The 26,825-nt window shown below is 53.2% G+C and carries 22 protein-coding genes and 1 tRNA gene; 14 read left to right on the top strand and 9 right to left on the bottom strand.

Features of this window, described 5'->3' with window-relative positions; translation table 11 throughout:
- Nucleotides 1-6: 6 nt before the first annotated feature.
- The 3 genes from CYQ09_RS06875 to CYQ09_RS06865 all read right to left on the bottom strand — a co-directional run bounded on the left by CYQ09_RS06875 (nt 7) and on the right by CYQ09_RS06865 (nt 3,718).
- Entirely contained in the window at nt 7-1,209 is a 1,203-nt protein-coding gene (locus CYQ09_RS06875; protein WP_106744709.1) for a branched-chain amino acid ABC transporter permease, read from the bottom strand.
- Nucleotides 1,210-1,213: 4 nt separating this feature from the next.
- Complete coding sequence (locus CYQ09_RS06870; RefSeq protein ID WP_106744708.1) at nt 1,214-2,245, bottom strand: branched-chain amino acid ABC transporter permease; 1,032 nt, start codon at nt 2,243-2,245, stop codon at nt 1,214-1,216.
- A gap of 126 nt (nt 2,246-2,371) precedes the next feature.
- A complete protein-coding gene (locus CYQ09_RS06865; RefSeq protein ID WP_106744707.1) occupies nt 2,372-3,718 on the bottom strand; it encodes a substrate-binding protein in 1,347 nt (448 codons plus the stop codon).
- 220 nt (nt 3,719-3,938) lie between these two features.
- On the opposite strand from CYQ09_RS06865, the gene CYQ09_RS06860 reads away from it, so the two are divergent.
- The 5 genes from CYQ09_RS06860 to CYQ09_RS06840 all read left to right on the top strand — a co-directional run bounded on the left by CYQ09_RS06860 (nt 3,939) and on the right by CYQ09_RS06840 (nt 9,734).
- Nucleotides 3,939-5,243 carry a helix-turn-helix transcriptional regulator gene (locus tag CYQ09_RS06860; RefSeq protein ID WP_106744706.1) on the top strand — a complete coding sequence of 435 codons (1,305 nt, stop codon included), beginning with the start codon at nt 3,939-3,941 and terminating at the stop codon, nt 5,241-5,243.
- An 81-nt stretch (nt 5,244-5,324) separates the two neighbouring features.
- Nucleotides 5,325-5,693 (top strand): response regulator transcription factor, encoded by a 369-nt coding sequence (locus tag CYQ09_RS06855; protein WP_106744705.1) that lies wholly within the window; start codon nt 5,325-5,327, stop codon nt 5,691-5,693.
- A complete protein-coding gene (locus tag CYQ09_RS06850) occupies nt 5,690-5,962 on the top strand; it encodes a hypothetical protein (RefSeq protein ID WP_106744704.1) in 273 nt (90 codons plus the stop codon). Before CYQ09_RS06855 ends, CYQ09_RS06850 begins: the two co-directional genes overlap by 4 nt.
- A complete protein-coding gene (locus CYQ09_RS06845) occupies nt 5,962-8,658 on the top strand; it encodes an ATP-binding protein (protein WP_106744703.1) in 2,697 nt (898 codons plus the stop codon). The genes CYQ09_RS06850 and CYQ09_RS06845 overlap by 1 nt, the downstream gene beginning before the upstream one ends.
- 44 nt (nt 8,659-8,702) lie before the next feature.
- Nucleotides 8,703-9,734: a FliM/FliN family flagellar motor switch protein gene (locus CYQ09_RS06840; protein ID WP_106744702.1), complete on the top strand. Its 1,032-nt coding sequence runs from the start codon at nt 8,703-8,705 to the stop codon at nt 9,732-9,734.
- Here CYQ09_RS06840 and CYQ09_RS06835 read toward each other — a convergent pair.
- Genes CYQ09_RS06835 through CYQ09_RS06825 form a run of 3 tightly spaced genes read right to left on the bottom strand, consistent with a single transcriptional unit; the run spans nt 9,731 to nt 11,023 of the window.
- Nucleotides 9,731-10,156, bottom strand: coding sequence for a TIGR01244 family sulfur transferase (locus tag CYQ09_RS06835; RefSeq protein ID WP_106744701.1), 426 nt, complete (start codon nt 10,154-10,156; stop codon nt 9,731-9,733). The genes CYQ09_RS06840 and CYQ09_RS06835 overlap by 4 nt on opposite strands.
- A gap of 10 nt (nt 10,157-10,166) precedes the next feature.
- Nucleotides 10,167-10,598 (bottom strand): DUF6691 family protein, encoded by a 432-nt coding sequence (locus CYQ09_RS06830; RefSeq protein ID WP_106744700.1) that lies wholly within the window; start codon nt 10,596-10,598, stop codon nt 10,167-10,169.
- Nucleotides 10,598-11,023: a YeeE/YedE family protein gene (locus tag CYQ09_RS06825; protein ID WP_106744699.1), complete on the bottom strand. Its 426-nt coding sequence runs from the start codon at nt 11,021-11,023 to the stop codon at nt 10,598-10,600. Before CYQ09_RS06825 ends, CYQ09_RS06830 begins: the two co-directional genes overlap by 1 nt.
- A gap of 208 nt (nt 11,024-11,231) precedes the next feature.
- Between CYQ09_RS06825 and CYQ09_RS06820 the strand changes: the two genes are divergently transcribed.
- Nucleotides 11,232-11,549 carry an ArsR/SmtB family transcription factor gene (locus CYQ09_RS06820; protein WP_106744698.1) on the top strand — a complete coding sequence of 106 codons (318 nt, stop codon included), beginning with the start codon at nt 11,232-11,234 and terminating at the stop codon, nt 11,547-11,549.
- A gap of 11 nt (nt 11,550-11,560) precedes the next feature.
- Here the strand turns inward: CYQ09_RS06820 and CYQ09_RS06815 are convergent, their stop codons facing one another.
- Nucleotides 11,561-11,776: a hypothetical protein gene (locus CYQ09_RS06815; protein WP_106744697.1), complete on the bottom strand. Its 216-nt coding sequence runs from the start codon at nt 11,774-11,776 to the stop codon at nt 11,561-11,563.
- 110 nt (nt 11,777-11,886) lie between these two features.
- Between CYQ09_RS06815 and CYQ09_RS06810 the strand changes: the two genes are divergently transcribed.
- Nucleotides 11,887-12,144: a DUF2312 domain-containing protein gene (locus CYQ09_RS06810; RefSeq protein ID WP_106744696.1), complete on the top strand. Its 258-nt coding sequence runs from the start codon at nt 11,887-11,889 to the stop codon at nt 12,142-12,144.
- A 2-nt stretch (nt 12,145-12,146) separates the two neighbouring features.
- On the opposite strand, the gene CYQ09_RS06805 is transcribed toward CYQ09_RS06810, so the two are convergent.
- Nucleotides 12,147-13,028 carry a hypothetical protein gene (locus CYQ09_RS06805; RefSeq protein ID WP_106744695.1) on the bottom strand — a complete coding sequence of 294 codons (882 nt, stop codon included), beginning with the start codon at nt 13,026-13,028 and terminating at the stop codon, nt 12,147-12,149.
- A gap of 131 nt (nt 13,029-13,159) precedes the next feature.
- On the opposite strand from CYQ09_RS06805, the gene CYQ09_RS06800 reads away from it, so the two are divergent.
- Together CYQ09_RS06800 and CYQ09_RS06795 are read left to right on the top strand one after the other, a co-directional pair.
- Nucleotides 13,160-14,764: an ABC transporter permease gene (locus CYQ09_RS06800; protein WP_239495879.1), complete on the top strand. Its 1,605-nt coding sequence runs from the start codon at nt 13,160-13,162 to the stop codon at nt 14,762-14,764.
- Nucleotides 14,765-14,877: 113 nt separating this feature from the next.
- Nucleotides 14,878-14,953, top strand: a tRNA-Thr gene (locus tag CYQ09_RS06795).
- Here the strand turns inward: CYQ09_RS06795 and CYQ09_RS18630 are convergent.
- Nucleotides 14,916-16,460: a recombinase family protein gene (locus CYQ09_RS18630; RefSeq protein ID WP_430383340.1), complete on the bottom strand. Its 1,545-nt coding sequence runs from the start codon at nt 16,458-16,460 to the stop codon at nt 14,916-14,918. The two genes, CYQ09_RS06795 and CYQ09_RS18630, sit on opposite strands and share 38 nt — an antisense overlap.
- Nucleotides 16,461-16,843: 383 nt before the next feature.
- On the opposite strand from CYQ09_RS18630, the gene CYQ09_RS06780 reads away from it, so the two are divergent.
- Genes CYQ09_RS06780 through CYQ09_RS06760 form a run of 5 tightly spaced genes read left to right on the top strand, consistent with a single transcriptional unit; the run spans nt 16,844 to nt 26,679 of the window.
- On the top strand, nt 16,844-19,903 hold the full coding sequence (locus CYQ09_RS06780) for a BPTD_3080 family restriction endonuclease (protein ID WP_239495878.1): 3,060 nt from the start codon (nt 16,844-16,846) through the stop codon (nt 19,901-19,903).
- Nucleotides 19,900-20,826, top strand: coding sequence for a hypothetical protein (locus CYQ09_RS06775; protein ID WP_106744692.1), 927 nt, complete (start codon nt 19,900-19,902; stop codon nt 20,824-20,826). The genes CYQ09_RS06780 and CYQ09_RS06775 overlap by 4 nt, the downstream gene beginning before the upstream one ends.
- The gene (locus CYQ09_RS18465) at nt 20,823-23,843 is read left to right on the top strand and encodes a site-specific DNA-methyltransferase (RefSeq protein ID WP_106744691.1); all 3,021 of its coding nucleotides are present in this window, start codon (nt 20,823-20,825) and stop codon (nt 23,841-23,843) included. The genes CYQ09_RS06775 and CYQ09_RS18465 overlap by 4 nt, the downstream gene beginning before the upstream one ends.
- On the top strand, nt 23,840-24,673 hold the full coding sequence (locus CYQ09_RS06765; RefSeq protein ID WP_239495877.1) for a hypothetical protein: 834 nt from the start codon (nt 23,840-23,842) through the stop codon (nt 24,671-24,673). The genes CYQ09_RS18465 and CYQ09_RS06765 overlap by 4 nt, the downstream gene beginning before the upstream one ends.
- A complete protein-coding gene (locus CYQ09_RS06760) occupies nt 24,670-26,679 on the top strand; it encodes a 3'-5' exonuclease (RefSeq protein ID WP_106745432.1) in 2,010 nt (669 codons plus the stop codon). The genes CYQ09_RS06765 and CYQ09_RS06760 overlap by 4 nt, the downstream gene beginning before the upstream one ends.
- The last annotated feature ends 146 nt before the right edge of the window (nt 26,680-26,825 follow it).

Raw genomic sequence — 26,825 nt, 5'->3', positions numbered from 1 at the left:
TTCTCCTTATTCGGCCGGTTTAGTGGCGCCGGGATTGGCGTCATCGGTTTTTTTGCGGCGGCGCATGGCTGCTGCGATTTTCTGACCACCTTGGACAAGACCACCTGGCAGGAAGATCACGACAAGCATGAACACGATACCCAGTGTCAGGTGCCAACCCTTACCCACGAACGGGTAGATCAGCGTGACAACAAAGTCTTCTAACCCATCGGGCAGGAACCCAAACCAGTCGTGCAAAACTTGGCTGTTGATCTTGGAGAAGATGTTTTCAAAGTACTTGATCATACCTGCACCCAAAACTGGGCCAATCAGCGTACCTGCACCACCAAGGATGGTCATCAAAACAACTTCACCCGAAGCAGTCCACTGCATCCGTTCAGCACCAGCCAGCGGATCCATTGATGCCATCAGACCACCAGCAAGACCTGCGTACATGCCTGAGATAACGAAAGCAGCCAGTGTGTAAGGGCGCGCGTTCAGACCTGTATAGCTCATCCGGGTTTGGTTGGATTTAATCGCACGTAGCATCATGCCAAATGGTGACCGGAAGATCCGGATCGCCAGATAGAATGCCAACACAAGGATGACCGCAGCAAGGTAGTAACCCGCGTTGAAGGTAAACGACCAAGCACCAACTGCCATTTCGTAAGATGCACGCATCTCAAGTCCGAACAGGGATGGCACAGGGATGTTGCCGCTTGCTGTCTGTGACGCACCCAAGATACGTGGATCATCAAGTGCAAGTTGCAGACCCGTTTCACCACCGGTGATAGGTGTCAGCACCGAATAAGCCAGCGCGAATGACATTTGCGCAAAGGCAAGTGTCAGGATCGAGAAGTAAATCCCTGAACGACGTAGCGAGATAAAGCCGATCAGCAGCGAGAACAGCCCAGCGATGATGACGCTAAGGATGATTGCCGGCAGCACGTTCATGCTAAGTAGCTTGAACATCCAAACGGCAGAATATGAACCCACACCCAAAAACGCAGCGTGTCCGAACGATAGGTACCCAGTTAGGCCGAATAGGATGTTAAACCCGATCGCAAAGATACCAAAGATCACAAAGCGTTGCATTAGATCAGGATAACCCGCGTTGAACTGGGCCATCTCTGACCCCGCAGGAAACGGGTTCAGGATGATGGGTGCGAATAGTGTCAGGCCAATGACAACAAGAAGCAGCCGGAAGTCTTTCTTTTCGAGACCGAGCATTGGCTTATTCCTCCATCACGCCTTTGCGACCCATCAGGCCACGCGGACGTGTTAATAGAATGATAATTGCGACCAGATAGATGATAACCTGGTTGATTCCTGGCAGATTGCTGACCGCCCAAGAGGTTGAGGCAAAGCTTTCGAGGATGCCCAAAAGGAACCCCGCAGCGACAGCACCGGGTAGGGACCCCATGCCGCCCACAACCACAACCACAAAGCTCAGCACCAGAAAGTCCATCCCCATGTGATAGTTTGGCGGGTTGATCGGGACGTACATCACCCCTGCAAGACCCGCGACAGCCGCCGCGATGCCAAACATGATGGTGAACCGTTTATCGATGTCGATGCCCAGCAGGCCAACTGTTTCACGGTCCGCCATGCCTGCGCGAACGACCATCCCGAAGGTCGTGAACTGCAAGAAGGCAAAGACCGCTCCGATAACAACCAACGAGAAGAAGAAGTACACAAGGCGCCAGTACGGATAGATGATCGCATTGACGTCAAAGCCAATCAGCACACCGAAATCAAAGCTACCTTTGAACGCGCTTGGTGCGGGTGTTGGGATTGGGTTCGCGCCGTAGTAATACTTGATGACTTCTTGGATAACGATGGCAAGACCAAAGGTTACAAGGATTTGGTCTGCGTGCGGACGCTTGTAAAAGTGCTTGATCAGGCCGCGCTCCATGATGAAGCCGATACAGATCATGACAGGAATGGCGAACAGGATTGAAAGCGGAACTGCCCAGTCGATAAGTTTATCGCCCATCGCAGGGCCAAACCAATCATGAAGATAGGGGACGTCGACTTGCATTGGATTGCCCAAAAAGTCGGTCCGTGTGTCATCCACAACTTTGTGGCTGAGTGTGAGAAGTTTGCTGACGGTAACGGCGCAGAACGCGCCCAGCATAAAGAGCGCGCCGTGCGCGAAGTTGACAACGCCAAGCGTTCCAAAGATAAGTGTAAGTCCCAGCGCAATAAGCGCATAGGCTGACCCCTTATCAAGTCCGTTAAGGATTTGCAGAATGAACTGGTCCATGAGGTGACCTCTGATCGGTTTAAGTGTTGGCGGAGTACCAAAAGACATACCGCTGCCCTGCAGGGCGCAGTTTACTGTCGACGTGACAGGCCACCACGTGATGTGGTGACCTGAGTTGATGGTAGTTTATGCGCCTGGGTTACAGGTACCCAAAGCACCGCCTTGGAATTGCGGGTGGTTTGGATCGTAAGTGACCTGATCGACAGGTGTGACTTCAACGATTTCGAGAAGGTCGAATTCGTTTTCTGGGTTTTCTTTACCCTTCACAACCAGCACGTCTTTGAAGCACTGGTGGTCGTCGCCGCGGTAAAGTGTTTTACCGTTGCCCAGACCGTCGAATTCATAGTCTTCCAGCGCTTCAGCAACCGCACATGGGTTGAAAGAGCCAGCGCGTGTAACCGCATCCGCATAAAGCAGTGTTTGCACGTATGTTGTGTGCGCTGCCTGCGATGGTGGGAAGCCGTATTTTGTACCGAATGACTGAACGAATGCTTTTGAGCCTTCGTCTTGCAGTGACCAGTGCCAGTTTGTTGAACCAAAGATGCCCTTAACGTTCGCACCCGCACCACGCGCCATAAGACGAGAGTAAAGAGGAACAACGATTTCAAAGTTTTGGCCGTTCGCCATTGCTTCGCGTAGACCAAATTGAACAGCGTTAGTCAGCGAGTTCACCATGTTCCCGCCGTAGTGGTTCAGAACCAGAACGTCGGCACCAGAGTTCAGAACTGGCGCGATATAAGATGAGAAGTCAGTCTGTGTCAGCGGTGTTTTCACAGCGTTCACAGTTTCCCAACCCATAGCTTCAGTCGAAGAGCGGATCGCTTCTTCTGTTGTGTAGCCCCAGTTGTAGTCTGCGGTCAGGTGATACGCTTTACGGTCAGTGCCGTAGTTCGCAGCCAAAACAGGCGCAAGAGCCGCACCAGTCATATAAGAGTTAAAGAAGTGACGGAAACCGTTGGCCCGTTTATCTTTACCAGTTGTGTCGTTCGAGTGGGTCAGACCCGCCATGAAGATCACGCCAGCCTCTTGGCACAGCGCTTGCACAGCCACAGCCACACCAGACGATGAACCGCCTGTAATCATGATCGCGCCGTCTTTTTCGATCATCGAACGCGCAGAAGCACGTGCCGCGTCAGACTTGGTCTGCGTGTCACCTGTTACATATTTAACTTCGCGGCCCAAGATACCTGTGCCGTCTAGAACTTTTGAAGAGAAGGTGTTCAGCATACCGCCGTCACCGCCACCGTTCAGATGTTCAACAGCTAGTTCATATGCACGCAGTTCGTCTGCGCCCTCGTCCGCATATGGGCCTGTCTGTGGAACGTTGAAGCCAAGAATGACCTCACTGTCACCGGGTGCGTTGGTGAAACCAGCATGGGCTTCCGCACGTAGATATGTCGGAAGCGCAAGGCCGGCACCGGCAATTGCGCCGGTCTTCAACACGCCGCGACGTGAGAAATTCGATTTTGACATTATTTTCCTCCCTAAAGGTTTGTGCTGCTTCGCCCCGAAAGGCGTCACAGCTTGTACGTGTACGTACATCACCATTGTTGGGTCTGAGAGGGCGTTTCAGCAACAACCCATTGGGACAGCTTGCTTTATTTGTAAAAAAATGTACAAACTTAATTCTCTGGTTGTAAACCAGTTTTCCCGCAGGTGCAGAAAGCGCTTGAAAGCATTAAGGTAATTGAAGGTGCCAGTTAAAAGATTGACAGGTTCGCGCATCCGCGAAAAACGATTGGACCAAGGTTTGCGGCAGGCTGCTGTCGCAGAAGCCGTCGGGATTTCGCCGTCGTATCTAAACCTGATCGAACACAATCGCCGCAGAATCGGAGGAAAACTCCTTACTAACTTAGCGCGTGTTCTTGGTGTCGATCCGACGATGTTAACCGAAGGTGCGGATAGCGATCTATTGGACCAAATGCGTAGTGCCGCCGCTGCATTGGGCGGTGAGGCGGAAATCGCACGGACGGACGAAATCGCTGCCCGCTATCCCGGTTGGAGCGCGCTGATCGTTGCACAAGCGCGCCGCATCGCTGCGCTTGATGAACATATCTTGGCGCTGACTGATCGTATCGCACATGATCCGCAGTTGGCTAATTCACTGCACGAAGTCATCTCGGCGGTGACATCCATTCGGTCGTCGGCATCGATTTTGGTGACCCAAGAACAGCTGGATGCGGATTGGCAGCGCCGGTTTCATCAGAACATTCATAAAGATAGCCTGCGCTTGGCTGATAGCAGCGAAGCGCTGATCGCGTATCTTGAGGCCCCAGAGGCCACGGTTGAAGTCGCGCAATCCCCGTTTGAGCAATTGGAAAATGCGTTGGCGCTACGTGACTATTTTCTTGCGCCACTTGAAGAAGAGCCCTCCGACATCGCGGCGTTGGCGCAGGAGCTGGGATTGAGCGGTCCTGCCGCCCAGCTATTTGACGTTTACGCTGCGCAATACCAAAAAGATGCAGCCATGCTGCCCTTGCAGGCGTTTACCGACGCTTGCCGCGCCACCGATTATGATCCATCGCAACTGGCTCGCCAATTCAACGCTGATTTTCCATCTGTATTGCGCCGCCTATCGAGCCTGCCTACGGGGGAAGGCCATCCGCGCATGGGGCTTGCGACTTGTGATGTGTCTGGCGCGTTAACATTTATAAAGCCCGTGCCCGGTTTCACCTATTCGCGCACCAATGGGGCATGCCCGCTATGGCCTATTTTTAGCGCACTTAGCCGTCCAACGCAGCCAATCCGCGCAGAGGTGTCATTACCTGATGCATCGCAAACGCGCTTTTTGTGCTATGCGATGGCGATACCTGTCGGGGCCCATCAGTTTGATGTGGCACCTGTCTTGCAAAGTACAATGTTAGTCGTCGCTGATCCGGCCGAAGGGGCAGGGTTTGCTATTCCTGTGGGTGGGTCTTGCCGAATTTGCCCGCGCTCTGATTGCACAAGTCGCCGCGAGCCAGCGATTATCGGCGTTTCTGCGGCACCGGGTCTTTGACTTCGGGCGAAATTGCCCCGATAGTCCGCGCCAGGGAGGCTGCTCTGGAGGGAGCAGTAAGACAATTGGGGAGGCGATGAGATGGGCAAACGTGTCCTTCTGATCGAAGATGAGCCGAATATACTTGAGGCGATCAGTTTTATTTTGTCCCGCGATGGCTGGACAGTTCACACCCATGAAGATGGGGAAACAGCAATGCAAAAGGTGGTCGGATTCCCACCAGATATGATTATTCTTGATGTCATGCTTCCGGGACGAAGCGGTTTTGACATCCTGCGTGATTTGCGTGGAACCGATACGACCAAAGATATTCCTGTGATGATGCTCACGGCACGCGGACAAGAAAAGGATCGCGAACTGGCGCTACGCCTTGGGGCGAATCATTTCATGACAAAACCGTTCTCGAACGCGGAAGTGCGCGATAATGTGCGTAATCTGATGGAAGCATGAGCATAGGCCCCAAGTCTAAGATTTTTCTTGAACAGGCGGGCTATCGCCAGCGTCGACTAAGAGATGCAGTACGGATGCTGCCGGTTTTGGGGATTGTGCTGTTTTCGATTCCGTTGTTGTGGCCACAAGATGATGCAGAACTGTCGTACAGTTCGGGAGCGCTCGTCTATGTCTTTGGCGTATGGGTGCTGTTGATCGTGCTGTCTGCGTTTTTGGCGCGGATGATGCATGTGGATGGCGATCCAAAGCAAAAAGGCCCGCCATCTTAATGCTAAGCTTTAACGTCGTTATTACCATTTCGCTTTGCTACGTCGCCATTTTATTCATGGTTGCCTTCATGGCTGAACGGCGGGCGATGATGGGGAACGCGACTTGGTTGTATTCTCCGCTTATTTATACGCTTTCGCTGAGTATCTATTGTACAGCTTGGACCTTTTACGGTGCGGTGGGATACGCGGCGCGTTCGGGGTTGGAATTCGCTACAATCTATCTTGGGCCGACATTGATGATGATTGGCTGGTGGTGGATACTTCGTAAACTGGTGCGCATCGGACGTGCGCAGCGCATTACCTCGATTGCTGATTTGGTATCGTCGCGGTTCGGAAAATCTACCTCATTGGGGATGATCGTGACGGTGATTTCTGTTGTTGCTGCAACGCCTTACATTGCGCTTCAACTTCAATCCGTGACCCTGTCATTTGCCGTTTTTGCCCAAAGTAATGGACAAGTGTGGCGCGACGCGGAATTGAATGCGACTGCCATGTGGGTGTCTGTTGGGCTAGTCATCTTCACGGTCATTTTTGGAACGCGCAACCTTGATGCAAACGAACGCCACCATGGTATTGTTATGGCTATTGCTGTCGAAGCGGTGGTCAAGTTGGTCGCGCTTTTGGCTGTCGGGGTGTTCGTCGTCTGGGGGGTTGCGGGAGGTCCTTCAGAAATGTTGACACGTATTGATGCGTCACCGATTACGCTTTGGGATCATAACGGCGGCCGCTGGATTAGCCTATTATTTCTATCGGCGGCGGCATTCATTTGTTTGCCGCGCATGTTTCAGGTCCTTGTTGTTGAAAACGCAGATGAACGTCACTTGGCGATCGCAAGCTGGGCATTTCCGACATACCTGATGTTAATGAGCCTGTTCGTCGTGCCGATTGCTGTCGTTGGGCTGGATTTGCTGCCCACGGGTAGCAACCCAGATTTGTTTGTTCTGACGGTTCCCTTGTATCAGGGCAGGGATGGGCTTGCGATGTTGTCGTTCCTTGGCGGGTTCTCATCTGCGACGTCAATGGTGATGGTTGCAACGATTGCGCTTGCAACTATGGTGTCAAACCACATCGTTTTACCGATCTGGCTATCAATGCGCCCAAATCAGCAGGCCGTCATGTCTGGCGATATTCGACACGTTATTTTGCTGGCGCGTCGGCTATCGATCGCAGGGGTCTTGTTCTTAGGTTTCATCTATTACCGCGTGTCGGGGGGCGGTACTGCGCTTGCTGCGATCGGGTTAGTATCGTTTTCGGGTGCGGTTCAAATTCTGCCTGCAATGATTGGTGGTATCTTTTGGCGCGGGGCAACGCGTATCGGCGCTGCTGCGGGGCTAATCGTCGGATTGACGCTGTGGCTTTGGACGCTGTTCTTACCCAGTTTTGGGGCTGACGCGATGATTAGTCAGTCCGTTTTCGACGATGGGCCCTTTGGCCTGAACTGGTTGCGGCCGCAGGCACTGTTTGGGATCAGTGGTCTGGACCCGTTGGTGCATGGCATTTTATGGTCGATGATACTGAACACCGGGACGTTCATTGTCGGGTCGTTGATTAGCTTTCCGGCGCCGTTAGAACGGCTTCAGGGCGCGCAGTTCGTAAATATATTTGAACATTCTGCAGCCGCGCCGGCGTGGACGAATGCGGCGGCAGGTGCAGAGGATTTATTAATTATGGCGCAACGCATCATGGGCAGCACTGATGCGCAGGCAATTTTTGAGCGCGAAGCAATCCGCCAGGGTAAAAAGGGTTATCTGCCAGAAGTTACCCCCGCGTTTGTCGAGTTGCTTGAGCGCGAATTGGCGGGCTCTGTGGGGGCTGCGACGGCACATGCGATGGTTGGCCAGTTGATTGGCGGTAGCGGTGTTTCGGTCGAAGACTTGATCGCGGTCGCGGATGAAGCAGCGCAAATTCTAGAGTATTCCAACCGACTAGAAGCTAAATCGACCGAGCAAGAGCAAACCGCGCGGGCGCTACGCGATGCCAATGCCAAATTGACGGCGCTTTCAATTCAGAAAGACGCGTTTCTTAGCCAGATTAGCCACGAATTACGCACGCCGATGACTTCGATCCGATCTTTTTCAGATATCTTACGTGATGGCGAAGTCGGCGGGGATGCGCAAAAACGCTATTCTGGAATTATCCACGATGAGGCGATCCGGCTGACTCGTCTGTTGGATGATCTTCTTGATCTGTCGGTGCTTGAAAATGGGCAGGTCATGTTAAACGAACAAACCGGAAGCCTATCCGCATTGTTGGATCGCGCGATTGGTGGTGCTGGTCTGTTGGGTAGCAATCTGAAAATCGTGCGTACGCCCGAAGTCGACGATGTGACAATTACCACAGATTTAGATCGTTTGGTGCAGGTATTTATCAATTTGATCGCGAACTCTCGGAAGTACTGCGACGCGCAGCATCCAAGGTTGAAAATATCGGTCTTTGACCGAGGGTCCCATTTTTATATTGATTTTGTCGACAATGGCAGCGGCATTGCCGCGGACAACCAGCAGCTTATCTTTGAAAAGTTCTCGCGCGTTGCAGACGGATCAAAGGCTGGCGGCGCGGGCCTTGGGCTTGCAATCTGTCGCGAAATTATGCGCCGATTGGGTGGTGATATTACATATCTACCAGGGCAATACGGAACTGCTTTTCGACTAAGGTTACCTAAGAAGAAAATGAAGAATGCGTTAGGGGAACTGTAACGCTTATCTTGTTAGGATGCTGTTGGGCTAGTGGTTACAGGCGTATGACAGACGATACACATTTATCAATCTTGCGCCGGATGGCCGGCGCGCGCGATCTTGTCGCCGATGACAGTCCGTTAACGTCGTCGCGGGCGATGCGTCTTGCGCTGGCAAAATCGGCAAGCGACGCGGTTGGGTTAATTCTAACGGTGACTACCGTCACCGATGACACCTTGCGGCTTGATGAAATGCTAAACATGATCGACGATACGCTCATGCTTGTCGGGTTAAAGCGGGATGATCGGCTAATTGGGATTGTGGCGCTTGATATGCAATTGCGTGCGGCCGTCCTTGAAATGCAAATGATGGGTGCCTTGATCCCGCGCGACGCGGAACAGCGAGTACCGACAGCGACTGATAAAACGATGTGCGATCCGATGCTTGCGATTTTGCTTTCATCGCTGCCCGACGCCATGCCCGGCGAAGAATTTTCTGGGTGGGCTGACGGCGTGCAGATTGATGCATTGATCGAGAGCAGGCGCGAAGTTGGCTTGATGTTGAATGATTGTGCTTATCGGGTGCTTCGCATGAATGTGGATTTAGGCACAGCGGATCGTCAGGCCTCTATAATGCTTGCACTGCCGTGCATCGCGACCAAGGAGGAGCAGGAAACCATCCCGCCAGAACCCGTAGACTGGCCAACGGCATTCCAAGCCACAATAGGGGATGCGCCGACAAATTTGGATGCACAGTTGCATCGTTTTAAGATGTCGCTGGGCCATGCGCAGGATCTTGAGGTGGGGCAGCTTATTCCGCTACATGGCTGCACTGTTGGTTCTGTTCGGCTTTTGGCGCTCGACGGTCAGGTGGTCGCCAATGCAAAGCTGGGGCAGATGGGGGGGATGCGTGCCATCCGGATCGAAAGCGAAATAACCCCACAGTTGGCTGATTTAAACGGGTTACAGCGCGGCGTAGAGGCTGCCCAGAGTGTACCAAAAAATGACAACGCGATCACGGCGGATATGTTACCCGCCGCAGGTAAAGTTTCGGGACCAACGGCTAAGATCGAAGCCGTTTCGCTAGAAAACAGTTAACTGCCAGCCAAGGCATCAAGCTGACCGCGCATACCGCCGAGATCGTAACCTGCTGCCGTTGTTGCCGCGATGATATCATCCGTTGGCAAATCACCTGCTTTGCCAAGCGACCAGACGATCGAAGATCGTGTGCCTGATGCGCAATATGCAAGGGTTGGGCCAGACGATGTTTTCATGGCAGCACTTTGGGTGTTTACCATTTCCATGTTCAGTCCTTGATGCGTGATGGGATTGATCACAAAGTTCAGGCCAGCCGCTTTTGCTGCGGCTTCGATTGTCGCGGCACTATGGCTTGGTGGAACTTCTGAATCAGGTCGGTTGCAGATGATGGTCGTGAACCCGGCCGCGACAATGGCCGGGATGTCTGCGACATCGATTTGTGGCGTGACCGCATAGGTCGGGCTTATTTGTCTAATATCCATGAAAGACCTTTTAGCTTGCCGCCGCCGCTTGGTCTAGGCGTGTCCGTACGCGCGGTGCAATCAACATTCCTGCAGCCATCGATAGGGCAAAGACAACGCCACCGCCTCCTCCAAAACTAAGCGAGGCAATCGCAGGGCCTGGGCACAGTCCAGCTAAGCCCCAACCCATACCAAACAGGGTTGAGCCTATGACAAGGTTGCGACCAATTTGCGGGGCAGGCGGGGTTGGGAAGCTGTCAGCAAAGACGGGCTTTCGTATTTTGGTAAGCTGCCAGGCAATCGCCATCGGAATGATCGCCCCGCCCATGACAAACGCGAGGGTTGGGTCCCAAGCACCAAAGATATCAAGCCACCCCTGTACTTTGTTTGTATTTGTCATGCCGGAAATTAAAAGGCCAAGCCCAAAGAGAGAACCCACAACGAATGAAACTAAGTTGCGCATTAGATTACTCCTAGAACATGTTTAAAGATGACGACAGTTAGTCCGCCAGCCACAATATAGAACCCGGTGGCGACAATCCCGCGTAAAGAAAGGCGTGAAATTCCGCAAACACCGTGCCCCGATGTGCAGCCATTGGCCAGACGCGTCCCCACGCCAACAAGCAAACCCGCTGCAATGATGACGCCGTAGTTACCTGTGATGTTGGTTTCCGAACCACCCATAACCAAAGCGCCTAATGCAGGTGCTAAAAAAAGGCCGGCGATCAATAGCGCACGTTCGGTCCAGTCGCTTTTACCACTACCATCGATCAGGCCGCCGATGATGCCTGACGCGCCCATGATCCGCGCATTGAATAACAAAAAGATAGCGGCCGCGAGCCCAATGATGCCGCCCCCGACAAGCCCATAAATCCAATCTAATTGCATGCGTTTCCCTATGTTCTGGCTCCTCGTTGCCCCCAAAATTCATCAGAATTCGGTGGGGTTACCATGCGCACAAAGTTGTGCAATGATGCGCGCCAGAGGAAATGCGTTTATTTGCTACGTTGTCTCGAATCTTTAACACGGCGTAACATAAGGGCTTTTACAAACATTTCAATATAGAAATGTTTAATGATGTTGTAGAGTAGATCGTATGAACGAAACTGTTGAAATCGTTGTGGACCCAATGGAAGCTGCGGCTGCAGAAGCTGCAGAGTTGCTGAAAGCGCTGTCAAACCCTGGCCGTTTGCGTATTTTATGTGCGCTAGTTCCGGGAGAATTGACCGTGGGTGAATTGGAAACCATGCTTGGCGCAAGCCAGTCATATGTTTCAGGGCAACTTTTACGGTTGCGCAATGAGGGGCTTGTCGCTTGCGAACGCGAGGGGCGCAGCATGCGGTATCGGTTGTCAGATCCGCGCGTACGTCCCGTACTTGAGCGGATCTATGAAATATTCTGTCCGGCCGAGTGATGCGAGGGCTTTTAGCCCAGCATAACGCCAACGACGACTGCCATAAGGCCAATCATCGAGATCAGAAGTGCGCCTAGATTAATTGGCAGCACTTTGCTTACGCGTGCACGCATTTCTTCGTCGGGGAGGTTGGCGCGCTTTGCTTTGATTATCGTGATAATGCTATAAACAATACCAGCAAGGCCGATCACCGACAGTACTGCACCAATCCAAACAACGATTTCCATACGGGGTCTCCTAAAGTTACGACCGCCTAACCTGCAGGGGCGGCCCATGCAAGGGTTGCAGCGGTCGGGGTCTGGGGCTAGGGAAAGACAAGCCTGTCAGGAGAGCATTTATGAACGATTCAGTCACCGATTCAGTTTCTAACGTCGCCGGCGAAGAGCTGCGCCAATTTATCGAGCGTTATGAACGTCTTGAGGCGGAAAAGAAAGACATTGCTGAGGCGCAAAAAGAAGTCATGGCCGAAGCCAAGGGGCGTGGCTACGATACCAAGGTTTTGCGTAAAATAGTGGCTATTCGCAAGCGTGACGCAAATGATATCGCTGAAGAAGAGGCCGTTATGGATATGTATATGTCCGCAATGGGCATGTAACCTTAGCTGAATGGCAAGACAAGCGTGACGCCGTCCATAGCCGCGATCTCGGTCAGGTCGGCTTCATAGTTTTCAGTGATCTGCGCGATTGCATATTCGTCTAAATCGGGCAGATCAATTTCTTCTTCATCGGTTTCAGGGATTGCGTTGTCTTCCCAGTAATCGGCAATCAAAGTTTGGCGTTCTAGTTCCGAAATGTGAGGATTGGCGTTCAGTTGCTCTCGCAATTGATCGATTCCTTCACGTTCCATCAGCCCGGTTAGCGGCGTAAGCCCACCCAAAACCTGAGCAGTCTGGGGAAGTCCCATGAATTGGCGGATCAGTTGTGGCCAAACAATTGGCGCGTCTTCATTGCACCAAACAACAAGTTCAGCATCAGGTGTGCCGGTATGGATGCGGCGTACCACGTCTGCCCACCGAACTTCTTCAGGGTGCATGATCCCCATAAATTCGCCTAAAAGTGTTGATTTCGGGCGTCGCAGCGCGTCTTGGATGAATGTCGCAGGGTGACATATGCTTAGGTAAAAGCTCAGATCATCATCTGGGAATAGTTTGCGCATGGCGCGTGTCTTGGTTTCAGCTTGAGGGTAAAAAACCCCGTGCTCGAAAATTCTATTGGCGATGCAGATGAAGTTGGCATTGCTAAGCAAAAGGCGATGCACATCATCGCTTTCGACAATACTATCTAGCAATACATCACGGGTGCCCGGCGCTGGGTGTGCGCCATCTAACCCTTGGATTGTGCTTCTTATGAGGCTGCGGTATTTTCCAGGCCCGGGTACCGCGATACTGTTCTTTGCAAGCATATCAACATTTCTTAGCGTCGACTTTAGCAACTGATCTTCATCAGTGCTGTGTGCGCCAATATGATATGCGATTTGCATAGGTGTGACCTCTTCGTTCAAGTCATTGCATCATAGTGGGATTTCTGGACAGTTAAACTGCTTTCGGATAATCGGATTTTATGTCCGAACTCTCTCAACAGATAACAATTCAGCCGCCGCGACGCGCGCGAATGTCCCCTTGGTCCATTGGTGCGGTATTGATCGCTACTATGGTGTTAATTCCTATCGTTGCTGTGATTTGGTTTGCGCTTACTCCAACGGAAAATATCTGGCCACATATGCTGCGTACGACGTTGCCACGTTATCTGACGAATACAGCTGTGTTAATGTTCAGTGTCGGGGCATTGACCGCGATGATCGGCACTGGTGCTGCATGGCTTGTGGTTATGTATCAATTTCCGGGGCGTCGCGTGTTGCAATGGGCGCTGCTTATGCCGCTTGCCGTGCCTGCGTATGTTGGTGCTTACGCTCTCGTTGATTTTTTTGAATACGCGGGTCCCGTGCAAACGACGCTACGCGAAGCCATGGGGTGGGCGACGGCGCGCGACTATTGGTTCCCTGCAATCCGAACGCGTGGCGCTGCGGTGCTTGTGCTAAGTGCTGCGCTGTACCCTTATGTCTACCTTCTTGCGCGCGCTGCATTTCGTGAACAATCAGGGGCCGCTTATGAAGTGGCGCAAGCACTGGGCGCAGGCGCATTCGCAAGGTTCTGGCGGGTTGGGCTACCACTTGCCCGTCCTGCAATCGCCGCCGGTGTCGCCGTTGTTATGATGGAGACAGTCAATGACTTTGGAACCGTCGATTACTTCGCAGTGCAAACCCTCACGACAGGGATTTTTTCTGTATGGCTACAGGGAGGGAACCTTGGCGGGGCTTCGCAACTCGCAACATGTGTTCTTGGCTTGGTTATTATTCTTGTGACGTTGGAGAAGCTAAGCCGCCGTAAAAGTAAGTTCTTTGGATCTGCACGTGGGCAACGCCCGGTGTCACCCACTAAGCTGCGTGGATGGCGCTCATATATGGTGACAGCACTTTGCCTTGTACCGGTGATCGGTGGCTTTTTGCTGCCTGTCGGCGTTTTGCTAACACATGCGTTTGACGCGAACCAATGGGTCGCGCCGGGGCTGCGCAAGGCGCTGGTCCACACGATCACCGTTGGCGGGATGGCTGCGATTCTCACCGTGCTTGGTGGGGTGTTTATGGTTTACGGCGTGCGGCTAACGCGCAAACGACTTCCTGCTTTATTAATGCCGGTCACGGCAATTGGATATGCAGCTCCCGGAGCTGTGCTCGGGCTTGGCATTCTCGTGCCATTGGCGCGTTTCGATAACGTCTTGGCGGATACTGTTGTGAAGTTTGGGTTCAGCGATCCCGGACTGATATTCACCGGAAGCGCCGCCGCGCTTGTGCTTGCATATGTCGTTAGGTTTTTCGCGATTGGGCAGGGGACAGCCGATGCGGCGTTGGGTCGGGTATCGCCCAGTCTTCCCATGGCGGCACGTTCGCTGGGGCGCACTGCCGGCGGCACATTAAGGGCTGTGCATTTGCCGTTGGTCAAAGCGTCTGTCGGATCGGCTTTGCTATTGGTCTTCGTTGATTGCGTCAAAGAACTCCCCGCTACCTTACTGCTTCGCCCGTTCAGCTACGACACTCTCGCGACTCGCGTGTACGCAAAAGCATCCCTCGAAAACATTTCCGAGGCCGCCCCAGCCGCGCTGATGATTACCTTGGTTGGGCTCGCAGCCGTTATTTTCTTGGCTCGGGCGAACCGCTGAGAAAGTTAATTATTTTTTTTGGCATTTGATGCAAAAAGCCCATTGCATTGCCGAGTTTCTCACTGCTATATGCCGCTCAGTCGATGAGACGATGCAGGAAACTGTATACCAGTGCCCCTATAGCTCAGCTGGTAGAGCAACTGATTTGTAATCAGTAGGTCCGCGGTTCGAGTCCGTGTGGGGGCACCATCTTACCTAACTCGCCTTCAAGGTCGGCTAAGGCCTTGAAAGGAAAGGTAGTTTTTGCGGTTTGAAATCCGCTTTTGCGGCAGTAAGCTAAACGCTCTGCGAATACCACTTTTAACACCATTCTCTTCCACTTGATATCTCGATTTTTCCATATATTGCAGGGGTTTGAGAGAATTTTTATTGAGTGTTCGAACATTTTATCGAAGGAGAGCTGCTTTTGCCCAAATTCCGCGAGTTTTTCGGTCGTGGCGGCCTTTTTGTACTGAAGCGCAGCAACACGTTTTTCGTAGGCCTCTACGATGCTTGGGTTCGAAGACTCGACGATGCGGTCTAAGAAGCCATCAATTTCAACTTCAAGTTTTTTAGCTTCAGTCTGTAACTTTTTCCGACGTATTACTGCGTGTTTTTCCCGACTGTTCCACATATCGCGGAGGATGGCGCAACTGGCGTCGACTACGTTCGTGCTTGGCTCGATAGATGCGAGCCTGTCCAAGAATTCCATCTCGATCTTTTCTTTGGGGATCGATTTACGATAGCTCACACACCCTTTTTTGTGGCAGGCATAATATGGATAACGTTTCCCGGTGCGGTTCTTAGAAAAAGCTGCCGTCAATGGGGACCCGCAATCTGCACAGGTAACGAAGCCTCTGAGTGGAAAATCCTTTGCCAAATCCTTTCGTTGAGGGGCTCTGTTTTTTTCATTAAGGCGAAGTTGGATTTCGTCAAATGTGCGCATCGAAATCAGCGCCTCATGCTTGGCGTCCCGAAAATCAATGCCCCAGGGTTTGTACTCTAAGTGGCCCGTGTAAATTACATTCGTAAGCATATTTTTCACAACGCTATTTCCAAGTCGGCCTCGCCGATTTGCGCGAAACTCCGGTTGGCGTTCGATGTATGTTCGCACTTCGGCATGTGATTGGAAGTGACCACAGGCGTACCCCTCAAGCGCTGCTTTAGCGATTGGCCCAAAAGTCTCGTGCTGCTCCATAACTTTTCCTTTGCCACCTGACCTGTAGCCAAACGGCGCAGCAAAGCACCAGTATCCATCCGCAATTCTTGCGTGCTGGCGCCGCTTGGTCTGCGCCGCATTTGATTTGCGGTGATACTGATCGAATGAAACTTGAATATTTTCAGCCAGCTCACCCTCTGGTGTTTCGTCGAATCGAAAGGTAGGGCAAGAAAATTTTGCCCCTGCCGCAAGGACAAATTCTTTAATTTCGTGGTAAATTTTTACATCACGGCTCACGCGGGACAGTGCGTCAAAAACTACGACCACTTTGTGGGCCTTGTTGCGGGTTAGCCAACGTTTCAGCTCGTGCAGGCCTTCACGGTCATCGTTGCCGCCTGAGCTGTCATCTTGAAAAATTTCAACAACCTCAAATCCGTTTTCCTTGCAATGTGCATTGCAAGTGGACACCTGCGATTGAAGGCCGTTTCCGGCTTTCACCTGCTTAGGGCTCGAAACTCGCGCATAGATCGCTGCCACAACTGGTTTTTCTTTAGTCATCTATTATCTCCAACTGAATTAGGATGGGTTAGCGCAGCATCAGCGCGTTGCATCCGGTATCATGCCCGAGGGCGATTTTTGCGCCCTCGGTTCATTGTCAAACGGCTTCCCTTGCTAAGGCCTGTGATTTTGTAAGGCCCTATAGAAGGGTTCAATCGGATTTTATTCGCGCATCCGTTTTTGAACTTCCTTGTAGAGCTCCATGGAAATAAGTGCTTCATGGCTGGCCGGCCTCTGAGGAACATTCCAAGCAGTGTATGCCGAAGCTTGCAACCGCTTCAAAGCGACTTCGATTATTTAGATCTGGGCCAACTCCCAGTTGTGGGCATCTATCAAAACTGCTTCTATGTAAGAAAACTCGCCTGACAGCATGGGGTTACTTCGTGAGCTTCTTTGAAAAACCTATTCTAAATTCACCTTATGACCTTCCAGCTACGCACTGGGAGCTCGACGGCGACGGACGCCCCACGGAAAAAGTGATCAATACGAGGCGTGCTTCCGAACTTCTGACGGCCCTACCTGGCACGTCCTCCAAGTCTGATCGAAGCCAGTCCAAGATGCTGTTTGACGATGACCTGTCAACTGAGACGACAGATATGAGCCCATCGAAAATCGTGAACGAGCTAAGAATGGAGCTTGACGCCTGGAGAAAACAGACGAACCCAGCACAATGGAATGTGACGCCTGTAACCCAGCGGTTGCTTCAACATTGGCGGTCCATTCAATCTGATAGTTCACAAACGATCCGACCGTTTTTTTGCCAACTTGAAGCGGTAGAGGCTGCGATCTGGCTGGCTGAAGTGGCCCCCCAAGCCGGTCGTCGCGGCAAACGTTTTTTAGATAGAATAAAAATCGCCAACAATTTTGCGGTTCTGCCGGAGGATGTGGCACCGCAAGCGACGATGCCAGATCTCATGCGGATCGCGTTCAAGTTGGCAACTGGTGCCGGTAAAACCACGGTCATGGCTATGCTCATTGCATGGCAGACGTTGAATTCAGTGCGTGCGTCGAACAGCAAGCGGTTCTCCCGCGGTTTCTTAATCGTAGCGCCTGGCATTACAATTCGTGACCGCCTACGTGTTCTGATGCCCAATGACGCTGAGAGCTACTATGTAACTCGAAACTTGGTACCCCACGAATTTTTTCCGGAAATGAACAAGGCGAAGATCGTAATCACCAACTATCATGCATTCAAGTTGCGCGAGACATTTGATGCCGCGACCGGCACCCGAAAAGCTCTCGAGGGGCACGGTGAGAAGCTCAACACTCAGGAGACAGAAGGGCAGATGGTTCAAAGGGTCATGGGCGACCTGATGAATATCAAAGATGTTGTGGTTATCAACGATGAAGCGCATCACTGCTACCGTGAAAGACCACAGGCAGAACTGGAAAAATTAACCGGTGATGACCGAAAGGAAGCAGATGAGAATAGTGAGGCAGCTCGCCTCTGGATTTCCGGTCTCGAAGCGCTTAATCGGCAACAGGGTGTAAAGGTCGTCTATGACCTTTCAGCAACTCCGTTTTTTCTATCCGGATCTGGCTGGCTTGAAGGGACTCTTTTTCCCTGGGTCATGACAGATTTTTCCCTGATGGACGCAATCGAATGTGGCATCGTCAAATTGCCTCGTGTTCCGGTTGCGGATAACCGTGCCGATGGCGAAAAAGTCATGTACCGGAATTTATGGCCCGCAATTCGAAAAAAGATGCCGGGTGGCAGTCGGAAATCCGCGACAAAATATGACCCAAACAAGCTCCCGATCGAATTGAAAGTAGCTTTGGATGCTCTCTACGGCCACTACGAAAAAACCTATCAGGAATGGGAAAAAGCAGGCGTCGGAATTCCACCTGTTTTCATTGTTGTCTGCAACAATACAACAAACTCCGAACTCGTTCGGGACTACATAGCGGGCTTCATAAGGGCAGATGAGGATGGCACTGAAACCGTGGAACCGGGCCATCTTGAACTGTTCCGAAACTACGACGACCACCACCAACGCATGGAAAAGCCAAGAACCATCCTGATCGACAGTGCAGCGCTGGAATCCGGTGGTGAAGTCGATAAATCCTTCCGCGATGCGCATGCGACAGAAATCGAAGCGTTCCGCCGCGAGAGAGCAAGCCGCGACACCGCAGCCGGCGAAATCAGCGATGCAGAAATTCTGCGCGAGGTAATGAACACGGTTGGCAGAAAAGGCCGGCTTGGTGGGCAAGTGCGCTGTGTCGTCTCGGTGTCCATGCTAACGGAAGGCTGGGATGCGAATAATGTTACTCACATCATGGGCCTACGCGCCTTCGGATCGCGCCTGATCTGCGAGCAGGTCATTGGCCGCGCCCTACGCCGTCTCTCCTACGATGCTGATCCAGAAACCGGTCTATTCCAACCCGAATACGCGGACATCATGGGTATCGACGGACTCAATTTTGGCGAGCCAACCGTCAATCCACCTCAGAAGCCGCGCGAAGTGATTCATGTTCATGCTGTCAGCCCCGCGCGCGACCACCTCGAAATCGTTTTCCCGCGTGTAGCGGGCTTCCGCACTGATTTTCCGCAAGAAAGGCTCGAGGTCGACTTGGACCGTATGGAGCCCTACGTGCTTGATCCCGACAAGGTCCGTGCCGCGACCGAAGTGCAGATGTCGGGCATCGTCGGCGAACGGCACAAGCTTGATCTGGAACACCTGAAGGACGCGCGCCCGTCTGCCATCGCCTACGATATCGCCAGTTACTGGATCGCGGAAAAACGGCGTGACGCCAACAAACCTGTCGATCTGCGGCTTATCTCCAAGGCCAAACGTATCGCTCTCGACTTCCTTAAATCTGACAAACTGGTCTGCAAGGGCGGCACTTACCCTGCACAGCTGAAATACTGGCAACTCAAGGATGAACTTTGCGATCTGTTCGAAGGTCTGCTGATGGATCAACCGGACCGCGACCCGATCATCCGCGCCATCCTTGACCCGTTCTCGCCTGATGGGTCGACCATGAACATCAACTTTCAGACCAGCAAAACCAGCCGTCACGCGCCCCACCCGGAGCGCAGCCACCTCAACTGGATCATCACCGATCAGGATTGGGAGGCAAAGTTCGCGCAGATGCTGGACGATCATCCGGATGTTGCGGCCTACACCAAGAACCACAATCTTGGTTTCGAGGTGCCCTATTCGCGAGAAGGCGAAACGCACAATTACCGCCCCGATTTCCTGATCCGCCTGAAGACCCCCGAGGGCCAGCCGCCCGTGACGCTGGTGGTTGAGATCAAAGGCTTCCGTGGTCACGATGTTGTTCTCAAAACCGCGACGATGCGCGACAAATGGGTGCCCGCTATCAATCGTCTCGGCACCTATGGTGAATGGGGTTTTGCCGAATTGCGCAGCCTGCATGACTTCCGGCCCGATCTGGACGCCGCAATTGGCAGCCTGATAAGCGCAAAGGAACCAGCATGACTGATATAGAATTCGGTCGCCTGGTCGACCTACCGCTGCGCGATGCCTGGAGGCACGAAGCACACGAATTCACCCCATGGTTGGCCGAAAACATCGACCACTTGTCGGAAGTGATCGGAATACCTCTGGAACTCACGGGCCAAGAGGTGCGTGTTGAGTCCTTTGCCGCGGATATCCTTGCAAGAAACCCGGCAGACGACAGCGTTGTGCTCATTGAGAACCAGCTTGAACAGACAGATCATACCCATCTCGGGCAGATCATGACTTACCTTGCGGGGCTTGATGCTCAGACAGTCATTTGGATCGCGCCGCGTTTCCGCGAACCTCATTTGTCGGCGATCCGTTGGCTTAATCAACATACAGCAGACGGGTTTTCCTTCTTCGCAATCAAAGCCCGTGTCGTAAAGATCGGTGACAGCCCGTTCGCCCCGATCTTCGAAGTGGTTGAAAAGCCCAACGATTGGGATCGTCAGCTTACCCGCAAATCTCGCGAAGTGAAACGAGACGGCAGTATCGGCGCTCGGCGCGAGGCGTTCTGGACCGCCTATCTGGAAAAGCACCCCGAGGCGGCAGATTGGGGGCTTCGCCCCGGAGGAGCCTCGTCCACATGGTTGCAAGTTCCTGGGCTGGTAAAGTCAGCTAAGCTTACACTCTGGATCGGACAGTCCCAAAGTGGCATTTTCTTGCGGGGGGCACGTGGTGAGCCCTACGAGCCTATCGCAAGATCACTTACGCCCCATGCCGCCGAACTCGAAGAGCAATTGGGCGCGGTCTATGCAGGTGGTCAGAGTGGATTCCTAAGTAAAGAAGTGAACATGACCCACGTCGACCCGACGCAGCAGGACGCATTGATCGACTGGTTTGAAACAACAAGAAAAGCATATCTCGCCGCGCTTGCGACGATAGCGGAGGCAAAAACATGAACGACGAAAAGCCAATCGGCAATATCACCCACGACGAAACCCGCGCGAACATTCCGTCGGCCGAGCTTGAATCGGTGATGGAGCCGGACGACAAGGCACCGATCCGCACCGCGTGGGAGCGGCGCAACCGGGATCTGGATCCGCAGCTGGTCTGGCGCGGGAAGGACCCGGATCAGGCAGAGCTGACCGTGGACGCGCCGCCGATCTATATGCAGGAACAGGTGCATCCCAAGGCGCTGATCGACGATCTGCGGGCCGAGCGGGAAAAGGCGGATGATCTGTTTGGCCACTTTGGTTTGGATGAGGAAGACCGCGAGGCAGAGGTGGAATTCTACCGCCATTCGCGCAAATGGTCGAACCGGATGATCTTGGGCGACGGGTTGCAGGTGATGGCCTCACTGGCCGAGCGTGAGGGCCTGCGCGGTCAGGTGCAAACAATCTTCATTGACCCGCCCTATGGCATCAAATTCCAGTCCAACTTTCAATGGTCTACGACTTCTCGCGACGTGACAGACGGAAAGTCGGATCATCTAACTCGTGAGCCCGAACAGGTTAAAGCTTTCCGTGATACATGGCGCGATGGAATTCATTCTTATTTAAGTTACCTACGTGATCGCCTGACAATTGCGAGAGAGTTGCTTACAGACAGCGGAAGTTGTTTCGTTCAGATAGGTGAGGAAAACGTTCATCGAGTCCGAGCGATGATGGATGAAATTTTCGGCGAGGAAAATCACGTTGTCGATATCGTCTTCAAAAAGAAAAGTTCGACATCACCAACCGACCCTGTAAACGACTATATCGTTTGGTTCTGCAAAAAGCGGGACAAAATGAAGCTGCGTCAACTTTATCGAGCAAGACGTGATCCAGGGGCGGGCTCAAAAATGACCGCATTAGTAAAACGAGAGGGGATTGTGAGGCAGAGGTCGACGTATGCCGACGAAGATATTGAACACCTTTTGGATGATGGTGCTGATTGGGCGCGTGTCGATTATCCGATCGTCAGCCAACACCCAAGCAAGACTCGAAGTGGAGACTTTAACTTTCAGGGCTTGCCTCGGAAATGTGGCCCTAACAAACAGTGGCGATTTGGCCTTGAGGAACAGCTTCCAAGGTTAGCTCATTCAAGTCGCCTTTTTTCTGGGACAGGAAATGCTGTTGGCGGAATCATGTTTTGGAGTGATTGGAACCAAGAGAGCTTCTCAAATATTTGGGAAGACATACACAGCGAAAACTATCCAATTTATGTCGTTCAAACCAGCGTAATTGCTGTCCAACGCTGCCTTCTTATGACCACTGACCCTGGCGATCTCGTTCTCGATCCCACCTGTGGCTCCGGCACTACCGCGCATGTTGCTGAGCAGTGGGGCCGTCGCTGGATCACCATCGACACCTCTCGCGTCGCCCTTGCCCTTGCACGCACTCGGGTCATGGGGGCGAAATATCCGTGGTATTTGCTCGCCGACAGCGCTGAGGGGGTAAAGAAAACCGCTGAAGTCACACGCGAAGCTCCCGCGCCCCACGCCACCCACAACGATATCCGCCATGGCTTTGTTTACGAACGTGCTCCTCGGATCGCCTTAAAATCAATCGCGGACAACACCGAAATCGACGTGATCTGGAACAAGCTGCAACCAGCTGTCGAGGATGCCCGCGCAGCGCTCAACACGGCCCTTGCCGGTCACGCCACGCCTTTCCCTATCGATACAGGCGGACGCGCAGGGCAAAACATCGACTTCACCGCCTCTGGCACCGTCACCATGCCCAGCGGCGAAGAGGCCCCCGCCAATGGCTTCATGGAATGGGAAATCCCCCGCACCCCCGGCACGCCGTGGCCCGCAGAGCACCGCAAACTGCTCGACACCGCCAAGAAGACCTCAAAAACCGGCACGCCCACCGCTGCCGCCAAACGCGCTCTGGCCGAACTGAACCATGTGCGCAGCGCCAAGTTCACTTTTGACGACCTGCCAGACGATCCCCGCCTGCCATGGCCCGACGCCGCTGTGACAGCGTTAGAGGCTTTCTGGAAGGCACGCATCGCGCGGCAGTCCGAAATCGACGCCTCCATCGCCGCCAAGGCCGATCACGAATTCCTCTATGACAAGCCCTATGAGGATAAAAAACGCGTCCGCGTCGCGGGGCCGTTCACGGTTGAAAGCCTCTCGCCCCACCGCACGCAGGCCGTGGATGAACATGGAGAGCTGATCGACGAGATCGACGCCTCCCGCGGCAAGCGCCCCGCGTCCGAAATGGAGGCCGAGAATTACTATAAGGCGATTATGGAAAACCTCGGCAAAGCCGGGGTGCATCAGCAAGACAAGAAAGACGCGATTAAATTTGACACCCTGACCGCATGGGACGGCCAATGGATCGCCGCGACGGGCCAGTATATGGAAGGCGACACGCCGCGCCGCGCCGGTATCTTTATCGGCCCCGAATACGGCACCGTCAGCCGCGCCGATCTGGTCGATGCCGCGCGCGAGGCTGCGGATGCTGGTTTCGACATCGTCATCGCCTGCGCCTTCAACTTCGAGGCCCACGCGCAGGAATTCCACCGCCTGGGCCGTATCCCGATCCTGCACGCCCGCATGAACGCCGACCTGCACATGGCGGGAGATTTGAAAGCAGGCGGCGGCAACCTGTTCGTCGTCTTCGGCGAGCCAGACATCGAATTGTTGGAAGAAGGCGACCGCCTACGCGTTGAATTGAAAGGTGTGGACATTTTCCGCCCCCAGACCGGCGAAGTCGAAAGCAGCGACGCAGACGACATCGCCTGCTGGTTCATCGACACGGATTACTCGGGCGAAAGCTTCTTTGTGCGGCAGGCATATTTCCCAGGGGCTGACGTGCCCTACAAACAGCTGCGCGCAACCCTGAAGGGGGAGATTGACGAGGAAGCTTGGGAGAGCCTGAAGCGCACGACCTCGCGGTCCTTCGTGCGGCCGAAATCCGGGCGAATTGCAGTGAAGGTGATCAACCACCTTGGGGATGAAGTAATGAAGGTGATGGGGGTGTCATGAGCATGAAAATTGGTAAGCCCCTAAACAAAGTGCAAGAACAGTTTAACGAGTTGTGTGACAAAGGCGGTGGCGCTGGCGGTGGCCCTGCGCGCACGAAGATTCAGGAAATGCTTCACCAAGGCAGTGAAAAGTTAAATGAATTCGCCTTTGATGAGATCACTTCGCATCTCGCCAAATTCTCAGATCGCAACCCGTGGCACGTTTGCTACGCTGTCGGCTTAGGCTGGGGGCATCTTGCTCGAATCGAAGAGGACTTTACGGACGCAGCGACAATTGCGCTCGAAACGTTGGACCCTGCCGCGTTGCGAGACGCGAGCAGTTTCCATCTTGAAAGAGGGCGACAACCTATTCTCGATTCCTTGACCAGTGGGCACCAAATGTTCTCCATGGTCCGATTGCCAGCGGAACTTCCAGATGGTCTACAGGCGATGGCTCGTGCTCAGACAAGATGGATGACACCGCTTGTCTCACCATCACAGCCTCGACCTCGTTACATGGGGACATGGAACGCGACTGCAATGTTCATGGTCGCGCTGTTCGCTAAGCCTTTAGTCGCTGCTGATCTCCGCGATCCAGGGTCCGTCGCATTGCCACCAAACGGCCCAATCGCAGCTTCACTTTCATTATTACACAAAGCTAAAATACTAACGCGGGGTCCAGCCGGAAACGATTTGGACGGCGGCGGATGGGAGCCAGGAGTCATTTACGAGAACAACGGCTTAATGCTTGAACTACTGAAGGGAAAATCAGACTGGAATTTGCTTGACGTCCATAGTGGCCTTTACATGCTTGGCACACGATTTCCTCTTTCATCAGGTTGGACTTCTTGACTGTCCTCATCGCCTCCAGCTTCACCAAGTCTCTTGAACGCCTCACCGGCCAAGAGCAGTCGCAGGTGAAGATCACTGCTTTCGACATTCAGCAGAATCCGGAAGGCAATGGGTTGTCACTCCATCGGATAGACAGGTGCCGTGATCCTGGCTTCTGGTCAGCGCGGGTAACTCGGGATATCAGGATTGTCCTTCACAAACGGGGAGCCGATACACTCCTCGCATACGTCGGACATCATGACGACGCATATGATTGGGCCGAGCGGCGCAGGCTTGATACCCACCCCCGAACGGGCGCTGCACAGATTGTGGAAATCCGCGAATCCGTCCAAGAGGTCATCGTTCAGCATTACATCCAAGAGGCTGTTCGCAAGCCGCTCCTGTTCGAGAACGAAGCAGATGACACGTTGCTAAGTTGGGGTGTTCCAGAGGACTGGGTTGAGACTGTCCGGCAAGCGACGGAAGACACCGTTCTGGACATCGCGGGACACCTTCCTGAAGAGGCCCAACAAGCACTGCTCTCAGCAGCAGTTGGCGAGGCACCAGAAGTGCGTGTCGAACCAGCCTCTGACCCATATTCCCATCCGGACGCTCAACGACGCTTTCGCATCATCGGTGATGAGGCTGAGTTGGCTGCTGCTCTGGATGCGCCTTGGGATGAATGGGCTGTGTTCCTACATCCAGCTCAACAAGAGTTCGTTGATCGTAATTTCAACGGACCTGCACGTGTCATCGGATCTGCAGGCACAGGTAAGACCGTCGTCGCCCTACACCGTGCTGTCCGACTCGCCAGCGAAGATGCGGAATCGAAAGTGCTGCTCACCACATTCAATGAAAACCTCTCAAACGCGTTGGCGGAAAAACTTGATCGCTTAACTGCAACAACTCCGGACGTGAGAGAGCGTATTACAGTTGCACCTCTTTCTGAGATTGTCCGCGAGCTCGCCTCAAGTCACCTTGGTGCGGTCGAGATCGCCACATCGGCGGAGATTGAAGCGTTACTCGAAGAAGCAAATGACGCCGAGGGCGCTCAATTCGATACTGAGTTTTTGAAGGACGAATGGCGGCTTATCATAGATGCTTGGAATGTGACCCAAGCGGAAACCTATCGTGATCTGCCGCGGTTGGGTCGAAAAATTCGTATGACGGCGTCAAAAAGGGACGAAATGTGGGCCGTTTTTGGCAGAGTCCGTGATGGCCTCGCCAAGATGAAAAAGGAAACGGAAGCAGACGTTCTACATCGCTTGATTTCTCATCTCGATAGCACTGTTTTTTCGCATGTCGTCGTGGATGAGGCCCAGGATATTTCAGTGCCCGAACTTCATCTGTTAGCTGCTTTGGCGGGGGGGCGACCGAACGGATTATTCTTTGCCGGTGATATAGGTCAGCGCATATTCCGCGCCGCTTTTCCATGGAAATCTGCAGGTGTAGATATCCAGGGTCGCTCACGCAGTTTGAAAGTCAATTACCGAACTTCACACCAGATACGTCGCCAATCTGACCTCCTTCTGCCACCACGCCTTCTCGAAGCCGATGGGGGCGAGGAGCGCAGGCTTGGCGTGTCATCAGTTTTCAGCGGCCCAGCCCCTGAGATCAACTTATTCGACCATCACGACGAAGAGTCATTGGCGGTCGCAGCTTGGATAAAAAATTGTCTGACACAAGATTTCGCACCACAAACCATAGCAGTACTCGTTAGGTCGGATTCTGAAATCCAACGTGCACAAAAGGCGATTCTCACAGCTGGGAACGAGGACGTACAAACCGTGCTTATGCATGATGCAAAGGGCCAAGAATATCGCGCGGTTGCGGTAATGGCCTGTGATGCGGACATCCTACCCAGTGAAGAACGGCTGATGCTTGCCGCCGATGAAAGGGCTCACAGAGAGGTTTATGATACAGAGAGGCATCTTCTCTATGTCGCAGCCACACGCGCACGCGAGCGTCTTTGGCTTTCAGCCTGCAATCCGGCATCGGAATTCCTGGATGACCTTGCGGTGAATTGAGATATGGACGGATCGCTCGCACAAACGCACTGTCAATCGCTCAAAAGTTCCTGTGGCAGTCTTCGGTTTTTCTTGCTTGCAACGAATAGATGTTGGCCCACACCTTGCCGGAGAAGATGGCCGCCCATACCACTTCTGTATGAATG

This window comes from Yoonia maritima (assembly GCF_002933395.1).
In the GTDB taxonomy this organism is placed as follows: Bacteria; Pseudomonadota; Alphaproteobacteria; order Rhodobacterales; family Rhodobacteraceae; genus Yoonia; species Yoonia maritima_A.
The sequence above is the reverse complement of the archived record's forward strand: the minus strand, read 5'-3'. Positions and strand labels throughout refer to the sequence as shown.

What these genes read in the sequence shown, in the direction of transcription:
- CYQ09_RS06855 (WP_106744705.1), top strand. Translation starts at nt 5,325, where the DNA reads ATGGGCAAACGTGTCCTTCTGATCGAAGATGAGCCGAATATACTTGAG.
- CYQ09_RS18465 (WP_106744691.1), top strand. Translation starts at nt 20,823, where the DNA reads ATGAACGACGAAAAGCCAATCGGCAATATCACCCACGACGAAACCCGC.
- CYQ09_RS06840 (WP_106744702.1), top strand. Translation starts at nt 8,703, where the DNA reads ATGACAGACGATACACATTTATCAATCTTGCGCCGGATGGCCGGCGCG.
- CYQ09_RS06805 (WP_106744695.1), bottom strand. Translation starts at nt 13,028, where the DNA reads ATGCAAATCGCATATCATATTGGCGCACACAGCACTGATGAAGATCAG.
- CYQ09_RS06830 (WP_106744700.1), bottom strand. Translation starts at nt 10,598, where the DNA reads ATGCGCAACTTAGTTTCATTCGTTGTGGGTTCTCTCTTTGGGCTTGGC.
- CYQ09_RS06815 (WP_106744697.1), bottom strand. Translation starts at nt 11,776, where the DNA reads ATGGAAATCGTTGTTTGGATTGGTGCAGTACTGTCGGTGATCGGCCTT.
- CYQ09_RS06825 (WP_106744699.1), bottom strand. Translation starts at nt 11,023, where the DNA reads ATGCAATTAGATTGGATTTATGGGCTTGTCGGGGGCGGCATCATTGGG.
- CYQ09_RS18630 (WP_430383340.1), bottom strand. Translation starts at nt 16,460, where the DNA reads ATGACTAAAGAAAAACCAGTTGTGGCAGCGATCTATGCGCGAGTTTCG.
- CYQ09_RS06870 (WP_106744708.1), bottom strand. Translation starts at nt 2,245, where the DNA reads ATGGACCAGTTCATTCTGCAAATCCTTAACGGACTTGATAAGGGGTCA.
- CYQ09_RS06820 (WP_106744698.1), top strand. Translation starts at nt 11,232, where the DNA reads ATGAACGAAACTGTTGAAATCGTTGTGGACCCAATGGAAGCTGCGGCT.
- CYQ09_RS06775 (WP_106744692.1), top strand. Translation starts at nt 19,900, where the DNA reads ATGACTGATATAGAATTCGGTCGCCTGGTCGACCTACCGCTGCGCGAT.
- CYQ09_RS06845 (WP_106744703.1), top strand. Translation starts at nt 5,962, where the DNA reads ATGCTAAGCTTTAACGTCGTTATTACCATTTCGCTTTGCTACGTCGCC.
- CYQ09_RS06800 (WP_239495879.1), top strand. Translation starts at nt 13,160, where the DNA reads ATGTCCCCTTGGTCCATTGGTGCGGTATTGATCGCTACTATGGTGTTA.
- CYQ09_RS06865 (WP_106744707.1), bottom strand. Translation starts at nt 3,718, where the DNA reads ATGTCAAAATCGAATTTCTCACGTCGCGGCGTGTTGAAGACCGGCGCA.
- CYQ09_RS06835 (WP_106744701.1), bottom strand. Translation starts at nt 10,156, where the DNA reads ATGGATATTAGACAAATAAGCCCGACCTATGCGGTCACGCCACAAATC.
- CYQ09_RS06765 (WP_239495877.1), top strand. Translation starts at nt 23,840, where the DNA reads ATGAGCATGAAAATTGGTAAGCCCCTAAACAAAGTGCAAGAACAGTTT.
- CYQ09_RS06850 (WP_106744704.1), top strand. Translation starts at nt 5,690, where the DNA reads ATGAGCATAGGCCCCAAGTCTAAGATTTTTCTTGAACAGGCGGGCTAT.
- CYQ09_RS06810 (WP_106744696.1), top strand. Translation starts at nt 11,887, where the DNA reads ATGAACGATTCAGTCACCGATTCAGTTTCTAACGTCGCCGGCGAAGAG.
- CYQ09_RS06875 (WP_106744709.1), bottom strand. Translation starts at nt 1,209, where the DNA reads ATGCTCGGTCTCGAAAAGAAAGACTTCCGGCTGCTTCTTGTTGTCATT.